The 9,010-nt window shown below is 41.5% G+C and carries 11 protein-coding genes and 1 pseudogene; 1 reads left to right on the top strand and 11 read right to left on the bottom strand.

Annotation, left to right across the window (positions count from 1 at the left end):
* Nucleotides 1-142 precede the first annotated feature (142 nt).
* Nucleotides 143-853: a DUF4336 domain-containing protein gene (locus H6G86_RS36995; protein WP_190938539.1), complete on the bottom strand. Its 711-nt coding sequence runs from the start codon at nt 851-853 to the stop codon at nt 143-145.
* A gap of 30 nt (nt 854-883) precedes the next feature.
* A complete protein-coding gene (locus tag H6G86_RS36990) occupies nt 884-1,390 on the bottom strand; it encodes an MAPEG family protein (protein ID WP_190938538.1) in 507 nt (168 codons plus the stop codon).
* Nucleotides 1,391-1,540: 150 nt separating this feature from the next.
* Here H6G86_RS36990 and H6G86_RS36985 point away from each other — a divergent pair, with 150 nt between their 5' ends.
* A complete protein-coding gene (locus tag H6G86_RS36985) occupies nt 1,541-2,476 on the top strand; it encodes a helix-turn-helix domain-containing protein (protein WP_190938537.1) in 936 nt (311 codons plus the stop codon).
* Between the two features lie 90 nt (nt 2,477-2,566).
* On the opposite strand, the gene H6G86_RS36980 is transcribed toward H6G86_RS36985, so the two are convergent.
* The 9 genes and pseudogenes from H6G86_RS36980 to H6G86_RS36940 form a co-directional block, all read right to left on the bottom strand.
* Nucleotides 2,567-2,791, bottom strand: coding sequence for a hypothetical protein (locus H6G86_RS36980; protein ID WP_174710968.1), 225 nt, complete (start codon nt 2,789-2,791; stop codon nt 2,567-2,569).
* Nucleotides 2,792-2,978: 187 nt separating this feature from the next.
* Nucleotides 2,979-3,335, bottom strand: coding sequence for a hypothetical protein (locus H6G86_RS36975; protein WP_190938536.1), 357 nt, complete (start codon nt 3,333-3,335; stop codon nt 2,979-2,981).
* A 285-nt stretch (nt 3,336-3,620) separates the two neighbouring features.
* Complete coding sequence (locus tag H6G86_RS36970) at nt 3,621-4,181, bottom strand: WGR domain-containing protein (RefSeq protein ID WP_190938535.1); 561 nt, start codon at nt 4,179-4,181, stop codon at nt 3,621-3,623.
* A 13-nt stretch (nt 4,182-4,194) separates the two neighbouring features.
* The gene (locus H6G86_RS36965) at nt 4,195-4,542 is read right to left on the bottom strand and encodes a hypothetical protein (protein ID WP_190938534.1); all 348 of its coding nucleotides are present in this window, start codon (nt 4,540-4,542) and stop codon (nt 4,195-4,197) included.
* A gap of 124 nt (nt 4,543-4,666) precedes the next feature.
* Nucleotides 4,667-6,289, bottom strand: a complete 1,623-nt coding sequence (locus H6G86_RS36960; RefSeq protein WP_190938533.1) for an AAA family ATPase — start codon at nt 6,287-6,289, stop codon at nt 4,667-4,669.
* A 91-nt stretch (nt 6,290-6,380) separates the two neighbouring features.
* Complete coding sequence (locus tag H6G86_RS36955; RefSeq protein WP_190938532.1) at nt 6,381-6,587, bottom strand: DUF2997 domain-containing protein; 207 nt, start codon at nt 6,585-6,587, stop codon at nt 6,381-6,383.
* A 3-nt stretch (nt 6,588-6,590) separates the two neighbouring features.
* Nucleotides 6,591-7,040 carry a DUF1257 domain-containing protein gene (locus H6G86_RS36950; protein WP_190938531.1) on the bottom strand — a complete coding sequence of 150 codons (450 nt, stop codon included), beginning with the start codon at nt 7,038-7,040 and terminating at the stop codon, nt 6,591-6,593.
* 129 nt (nt 7,041-7,169) lie between these two features.
* Nucleotides 7,170-7,664 (bottom strand): annotated as a pseudogene (locus H6G86_RS36945) (hypothetical protein); the annotation flags it as partial.
* A gap of 59 nt (nt 7,665-7,723) precedes the next feature.
* Nucleotides 7,724-8,923, bottom strand: a complete 1,200-nt coding sequence (locus H6G86_RS36940) for a group II intron reverse transcriptase (RefSeq protein ID WP_190938530.1) — start codon at nt 8,921-8,923, stop codon at nt 7,724-7,726.
* Between the last annotated feature and the right edge of the window lie 87 nt (nt 8,924-9,010).

The raw sequence follows: 9,010 nt of genomic DNA, 5'->3' as shown, positions 1-9,010 counted from the left end.
CAAGGTAATCAAAACACCTACTTTGCTAATGAAATGACTGCTGGGGTGAGCGTACCTTATGGTATGGAATATGCGGCTTATTTAGTGGAACGCTTCTTTTAGGAGTTGGCATACTCCCTGCAATTAAATTGAAGAAGTATCGCTACAAAGGCATTTCTAAAAACCACTCATACCCTGTTTTAAACTGAGGTTTACCATCTTGTTCAATTATGCTTCCATGCGCCATGATTACTCGTTCAAAATTCCAAGTGAGAAGCTGTTGAATTGACCGTTTAACTTTGACTTTATCTAGAGTTGCAAATTTTTCTAATAACGATGGACGAAGTTGGTTGTAAGCACCTAAAAGTTTTGCTATTAACCTTATACTTGGTGAACATTGATCGTCAAAATGAAAAACTGTATCAGTGACAATTAAAGTTCGGCTTTTGACATGAAAAAAGACACATTCATTGAGTGGTGAACATCCACTAGTACCCAATGTGTTGAATCCTTGTACTAATAAATATTCAACTCCATCAATCGCGTGAATGCTGCGATTGCTAATAATCTGGTTGATTTGCAAATCTGGTCGTTTACGCTCTAGACCAGATACTGTCCATAGTTTGGCACGGGGGTAGCACAGCTTGAAATCAGCAACAAATAGATGATGGTATAAGTTGGGGACGACAATGTAAGTTACTTCTCCTAATTGATTTAGCTCATTGATAGTGGTGTCATCCATTTCAATAGGTGAAATCACCATTAATTTACCAATGGTCAGACGAATCACGGTCATCCTCGTCCCTACTTCCAAGCCAAAATATTTTAGAGGCTGTTCAGCAACCCAAAGGTCGGTATCAATTGCTTTGAGCATTATAATTTTTGAGTTAGGGTCATCGCTGAACTATAAAAATTGCTGCACACTGTAGTAAAGACAAGCCAGGCTACCGACTAGATAAACTAGCCAAGTTCCGAAAAAACCGATCGCCCTACCCGGTGATGGGCCATAGGTGTGTATTAACCCCCAGGCATGGCTAATCCGAGCTAGCATTAATAGAGTACCTAGCATCCACAACAGTCCGTTAAAAGCCTGCATCGACTCTAAAGCAATTAAGAATATGAGGCTTTGAGGTACGTATTCTGTAAAGTTACCATGCGCTCGGATAGTACGCTGCAACGCCCCATCTTCTATGTTTTTGGTTAAAATAAACTGTTGTGTCATTTTTTCCACAAACTCTGCCCAAGCATTCGGTGAAGCTAGGTAATTGGGCTGTGAGGCAACTTCAGATAGAGATGCACCATGCCAAATTCGAGTCCGGGTGCGTTCCATTGCCACTCGATAGGACAAACCTAGAGCAAGCAGCCCATGACAGCCGATAAAAAAGGTTGAAATCGGAATTAGAACAGGCATTGACAATTACTCAAATATAAAATCCTAACTTTGAAAATACTTGGCTGCAATCATTACTGTCTTTTCAATTCTTGCGGAATCTCGAAATCTGCTTTTTGAGATAATAGGGTATTGCATTGAAATTGCTGTTAACACTTGATTGGGCTGCCCATGAATCTGCTAAAAGAGTTTTTATTCAATCCCCCAGAATATATGATGCCCCTTGATCAGCCTCCACTAGAAACTTTACCCCAGTGGGGGCATTGGCTAGAAACACCAGAGTTAATGGTAGCAATCATTCCGCCAGGACACTTAGAAGCCAATATTCGCTCACCACTTAACCTTGTGGTAACAAGTTTTGGAGAAACTCGTGGGATTGCTGCCTTCAATGCTGATCGACTGCAACCTTACCAAGCACTACCAGGAGGTTTTGATATTGTGCCGCAAGGTACTACTTATACTTCGGTGGAAGATGCTTCTTGTTTTGTAGTGTTTGGATATTCCCAATCTTTTTTACAGCGTGTAGTCCGAGTAGAAGCAGAGGGGCAAACGATTGAGTTACAGCCAGGGCAAATTCCTAAGACTCATTGGGGATTGAGTGCTGCGCTTGCTATGCAAGAGTTTTTTGATCATGGACAAACTGGTGGTGCATTTTACTTAGAATCAGTTGCAACGGCAGTGTTGGCACAGATAATTTACCGACGTTCAAGCCTATCTGGACGGCTCAAACGTCCACCAGAATTTTTAGATCCAAATTTGTTAAAGCAAGTCTTAGAATACATCAGAGCGAATCTATCTCAGGAACTTAACCTCAACCAGATTGCTGCCACAGTCGGATTCAGTCCCTATCATTTTGCACGAGCATTTAAAGTTACAACTGGACTATCACCTTATCAATACGTCCTGCGGTGTCGCCTGGAACTTGCCCAAAAACTCTTACAAAACCAAAAGCGCTCACTAGCACAGGTAGCCGCAGAAGCGGGATTTGGCAACCAGAGTCACATGACTTCTGTGTTTCAACGAATGCTACACACAACTCCAAAGCGTTATCAGCAAAAAATGAGTACTATTACGGCTAGTTGTCGGATAGAGAGGTCAGTCATTTAGTAGTTGATGTTGAGTGAGAAATTCGCCAATAAGGAGTATTTTTTGAGATAATTGAGATTGGGAAAATTATTTAGCATTAAAAAAGAATGACTAATTTTTCCAAAAAGTCATAGATTGTTGCTGGCGCTTGAGCCGATAAATTCTTGCTGGATAATTATCATTACTCCATCCGGCTTCAATCTGTTGTGTGTCAATCAGATCCTGCAATCCCTTATCAAGGACGCTGTAACTACAATCAAATATGTCTTTTAATTCTCCAGCAGTTTTCTCGCCAGAACGCAGAGATTCTAAAATAGCCTGATTAATAGGATTCATAATTGCTCTACTAAAATTTACTCAGATATTAAATATAAGAATTAACCTATTCTGAATACATCTGTCTGAATAGTCAAAACATCAACAGAAATTTTCATGAATCAATCTACCAATCATATTAAATTGCTTCTCAATTATGACTTTTGAGTGATGAATTTTTATTATGAACTCTATCCTCTGGAAATGATTAGTGGGATTCGTTAGCAAAAGAAGCACTCCCAAGAAAGCTAGAAAAAGTAACTAGCATCCAACCGAAACAAATATGTTTTTGGGTTCGCCAATCGTATCTGTCTTCTATCGTAGGGATTGTGTTAGCTTCAACGATTTCTAATCCCCAGTAGCCTAATGCACTGATGCCAAACAGCATAGCGCTGACGATGGATAATTTAGCGATGAATTTGAGAATGCAATTGCTTAAAGTAGGCGGTGTTTGAAAGGATTGTCTGTGACGGTGGTGGATAGTAAGTTCACTTGGAGCTACAACCAAAACACGTCTTGGTTTTTGTTGAGTGAGTTGGGAGACAACTTGTTTATTATCAGTCATGGATGGGTCAAACCAAAGCCTGTTGGTTGTAACTAGATTAGTTTCAGTAATTATATTGTAAACTTTCATCAGGTAGATGTGGTTAAATTTACATAAAAATTCCACATTCAGAAAAGATATTCTAATGGTTAAGCGATGTCATACGAAAAAACCCAGAGGACAAACAAGCAATTAAGCTGAAAGTCAGTTAGAAATATCCCCCAGTGCGGTATAGGCTGGGGGATATATTTAATCAGTCCGCATCGAAGCAAGTAAATTGGCTGCAATACTTTACGCCAAGCTGATTTACAAATGTCGCCAGAAGTTCTTACTGATAGTCTTAAGACTGACAACCTTAGTTTCTACTGCTGCTTCAGGGGCATGACCAACAGCAACCGCAGCAGCAATTGGTGCAGGTGTCGCTAACAGAGAATTGAGTAATTGCATTTGATAATCGACATCTGCAACAGTACGGTAAATTCCGTGATAATCTATCTGCATTCCCAAAGGCGTAGGGACAATTTTCAAATACTCATTTAGGGCGTTAATATAGCCATCGTGAAAAATCCTATTAGCAATAGAAGGACGGATAATATTCAACAATTGAATAGCCCGTCTAATGTCTACAAGACTGCGGCTAGCATCAATCTCTGGCTGACTTTCGCTGTAACCTTTGGCTTTTTTTTCTGCTACCAAATTGTTGAATTTGCTAACGGCTCTTTGATAACTGACTAATTGGTGAACTTTGGTTTGCGCTTGATAACCAACTCGCCCCCACTGGACTGTCAAATTCCCATCTTCGACAATGGCCGCCCAGAATTTATTGCTGTTTCGGATAGCATCAACAAAAACTAAATAGATTTCCATGTTTCTTACCCTGTCAATTCACAGCTTGACGGGCATTGCCCCATCGAATTTGATGCTGTAGTGCTTCAAGTATTGTTTCGGCTTCGTGTATTGTTAATCCATTTAATTGTGAGCAAATATCTACCAAAAATTGTGGCGTATCCATACCAAGAAATGTGACAAAAAGTGCATCCCTAGAAGCTTCTATTAGTGTGTAACTGCTCGGCTCATGCCTTTCTCGCATAAATACATAATTTGTTAATACCGTCCGAAGCAACAATTTGGTTTCTCTGTCTAATTTCTCCAAATATGCGCCATAATTCTCAACCAGTTGGTCAATGGTTGGAGTCTGCCCGTAATAAGTAACTAAGTCTGTTGTCATGTTTCTTCGCCTTATTAACTATGTTAATTAGCTGCTATCAATTACTAAAAGAAAGAGCGATGGCGTACCCGCTATGAACCGGTGGCGATCGCCCCCATAGAATCAGGAGGCAATCGGTTTCTCATCAGTTCATATTCCGAAACTTAGCAGCACGCAAAGATTGAGTTTTCGCTGCAACCACAGGGCTACTAGCCCGTCGTGCGGTGGATGCCCAGAATTGCATACGCTCAACTGCCGCAGCGTCCTGAATCGCAAGCGGGGTGATGGTTTGACAACAAGCTTCGAGGTCAGCAAGCGTTACCTGTTGTGGTCTACCCTCATCGAATGCCAGCAGAGCAGCTTCTGAAGCAAGGGTTTCCAGTTCTGCCCCTGAAAATTTCGCGGTCGAGGCTGCGATCGCTTCGAGGTACTCTGATTCCAGGTGAATGCCAAAGCGTTGCAGATGAATCCCTAGAATCTTTACACGCTCTGGCTCCGTGGGAAGATCAACAAAGAAAGATTCGTCAAATCTTCCCTTCCTCTTGAATTCACTTGGTAGTGCTGATGGGTCATTGCAGGTTGCAACTATAAATACGCCACTGGTGCATTCAGCCATGAAGGTAAGCAAAGTACCCAAGATGCGTTGAGAAACACCGCTTGTATCGCCCTGACCTGAAAGTGCTTTTTCGACCTCATCAATAAACAAGACACAAGGTGCGATCGCTTCTGCTGTTTTCAATGCACGTCTAACATTACCTTCGGATTCGCCAACTAGTGAACCTAGAAGGGACGCAATATCGAGTTGCAGAAGTGGTAGATTGAGTATGCTAGCGATGTTTTTGGCACAGTGGGATTTTCCTGTTCCGGGTGGGCCAACCAACAATACACCTTTTGGTTGTGGTAACGAGAGACTTCGCGCCTCTTGTGTGAATAGTCGCCGCCGACGAGTCAGCCACTCGCGCAGTAGATCCAAACCGCCAAAAGGAATGGTAGCTGGTTTACCCAACTCGATACCCATTTGAGAGAGTAGCCGAGTTTTGTAATCGACGGCTTTGGGAATAAAATCAGCGTCAACGACGACACCATCATTAGTTAAGTTTTCTTTGACTGTTAACCGAAGGAAATCACTAATTTCTTCTAAGGTTAATCCCAGGGCAGCACGAGAAAGAGTTTCAAATTCAGCATTTTCTAGCGTAACAGTAAAGGTTAATTCTTGCTCTCTAGCAGACTGTTGTAAGTCATGCAAATAAGAATTGATATGTTCAAGTATTTGGTCAATACTAGGTAAAGGGACTTCACAATAAGGAATCAATCTGATTAGAGATTCGTGTAATTGTATGTTCTGACCCAACAACACAATGCGTTTATCTGTGGGTTTTAACCTGTGGTAAAGGTTTTTTACCTTGCTTAAAATCTCCCAACTCAATTGGGGTGAGTTCTTAGCAATAAAGGAGTGAATATCTCCGAGGATAAATACACCATTCCCACTAAAGTTAGCAATGTAGTCGAATACAAATAGTAGTGGATCAGCGTGTTGTGGTCTTTTGTACTCTGCAACTGGCTTAAACACCAATCCCCCATCTGCTGCGATTAAACATTGCTCCAAGGTTGATACTCCCAAATTCCAGAAGAACACTGGACATGAGAGCTTATTGTTAGCTTCTGTAGTCAGCCACTGAATAATCGTCGCTTCATCAGGAGATAGAACATCAACCGCAGCGATGGGTATTTGTGAATCTAGTGTGGAGACAAGATTTGAGAGTTTCATGTCAATTATTTCAATTACTTCATTTGTGAAATGGCGAAGCCTTTATGATCAGCAGTTACCAGCCGAGTTAAGACTGGTAACTGATGACTGATTACTGGTGCAAACGTGTTTGACTGCTTAGGGTAGTCCGAAGTTGTTGGGTTTGGGCTTCATCTTTAAACGTGCGATCGCCCACAACCCCAAGTGCTTCTTCAAATGGTTGCGTAGCCGATAAACAACTCACTCCCTCAAACCCCTCTGCCTCCACGCGAACTTCACCTGTAGCGCTGTCAAAATGAATCAATATTGAGCGTTCCATAATTTATCTCCGTGCAAATTGTTTAACTTCCTGATGTCCGGCAAAAGTCAGCCGTAGAGTTTGCACACTCCCGTTAGTTAATTCAGCGATCGCACATTCACCAAATTTTTCTTGTAACTCGGCAGCTTTGACACGAACCAAATGCTTACCATAAGCCAGCATTAGTTTATTGCTGAAAAAGTCTTTGCCCAGCTTCGGAACTGTTTCATAACTGTCGTGTATTACGTCGTACACGCCGCTTGACTGATTCCATTTGAACCCGATGTCTGCACGGGCTTTTATGGTGCGGCCAGATACGATGATTTCAGCACTTTGTCCTTGAGAGCCACCATAGTATCCTTTTAGTGATTGTGCTGTTTCATGTACTTGCGGATTCAGTTTCAAGTCTTGTAAAGCTTGTACTAGACATTCACGGTTAGCAAGCTTGGTTTTAACTGTTGAGAAATGCGACATTTTTGGCTCCAAGGCTTTCAAATTGGTTTGAGAAATAGTACGGGTGCGATATCCTTTTTGGGTTATTCTGGAAACTACGTATTAAATCCATTAGTCTTGAGCGAATACACCCTCGCCCAAGACTATTTTTTACCGGAACTTAAACGACATCACAGTAGCTTTCGACAAGCCCACATCGTCAGTCGCAAGTGATTGTAAATTGCGTTGTTCATCTAACAACTTGATGCGGATCTCTTGCATTTTTTGCTGTAATTGACTGCGCGTATCAGAACCAAGATTCTTCGACTCAATCGCTGGGTCGGTGACAATCGAATCTAAGTGCGCCATCATCTGTTCTAAACTGCTGCCAGCTTCAGGTGAGGCATTTGCCAGTAACACCCGCACTTTCATCAGGTGTTTTTCCATCTTTTTTTTGAACTTTACTGGCTTACGTCCTGGCTCCCAGTCGCTCAATTCTTCAAGGAGTTGCGCGGCGAGTTGTTCACCACCAGCGATCGCAGATTCCCGTAGCCTTTGCTCCAGATTTTGGTCATACTGCTGAATGAACTTGGTAATCTGGTCAAGACATTCGGCTTGCTGCTGATTGAGTTGCTCAGAGAGGGCAGGGATAATCACCGGGCGACCGTTAAACTAAGCTAGTGAGTCACCTCACTAACTCGTCTTCAAAACCGTGCATGAGACTTTCACCTCACACGGCTCCTCAATGACTTGGTGCTTGTCTTGCATACCTTTAACGGATTTAAGTCTTCCGTTGTTTTCATATCGTGGCAATGTCTGTGGAGAACTTGATAGTTTTCATACTTATCTAAGCCACCAAGATGGCGTGGAATAATATGGTCGATTTCAAGAATATCTCCATCTCTGAAGTAGTGCCTGCATTGGGCGCATTTACCTTTCTGTTCCTCAATGAGTTTTGATAGTCTTGGAGGTGCTTGGGGGTGTTTACCCATTCTGCTAACCCAATATATCCAATCACCATCGTAAGGACTTTTTGTATCTTGCACTTTTATGTGTGTGATACTTTTTACCTTTCCGTGACTGTTGAGTATCCAGCTATCATTACCTGCTGTGAACGTCCAATTATTTTCGCCTACTGTTTTCCAGTATTTAAGACGAATCCACTTTTTATTTTTGTTTGGATGTCTTCTGGTTGCCCATGCCCACAGTTGCCAAAAGATTATATTGTCCACCTTTTGAAAGACCTTAGAACATTCACTTGTTGCATAATAGTTAGCCCATCCCCTAATTATAGGATTTAGGATTGCTATTAGCTTCTCTTGAGAAGTCGTTTTGTTCCTCTCAATTAGTTTTCCGGTCTTGTATGTGTGGGCTTTTATTTCTTCTTTCCCTGGGGTTATTGATGTTTTGAAGCCTAGTGGTTTTCTATTGGTATTCTTTCCTGTATGACATTTTCCTACTGGATTTTGTCGTATATTGAATCCAAGAAAGTTAAAACCGCAGTTTCCTTCTATTTCATTGAATGTATGTGAAATTTTGGTTTTGCTGGGTTTTAATTCTAGCCCTAGTTCTCTTAACCAATCCGCTATTATCTGCTGGCATCTCTGGATGACTTCTATATTTTCATGAATAACTACAAAGTCATCAGCATATCTAATTAAACTTATTGCCTTCATATTATCTCTCTTATTACCAGGGAGTGTTGTGGCAAATTGCTTAATTAGATTTTCCATTCCATGAAGTGCGATATTAGCCAATAATGGGCTAATAACTCCTCCTTGTGGGGTTCCTTCTAGGGTTTGGATGTTTTGCCCATCATCTACCACTCCTGACTTTAACCATACTTTAATTTGTTGGTATAAAGTTGGAAAGGTCTTAATTTTTCGCAGCAATGCATTATGGTTAATTCTATCAAACAAAACCATTACTTAATGCCCATCTCAATAACCCATCAGCAGACTTAACTGAGATCGAAGTAACTGATGTGATGCACCCACTATTTGGGCGAAGGT

The sequence above is a fragment of the Nostoc sp. FACHB-133 genome, from assembly GCF_014698055.1.
Classification (GTDB): Bacteria; Cyanobacteriota; Cyanobacteriia; order Cyanobacteriales; family Nostocaceae; genus Nostoc.
The sequence above is the reverse complement of the archived record's forward strand: the minus strand, read 5'-3'. Positions and strand labels throughout refer to the sequence as shown.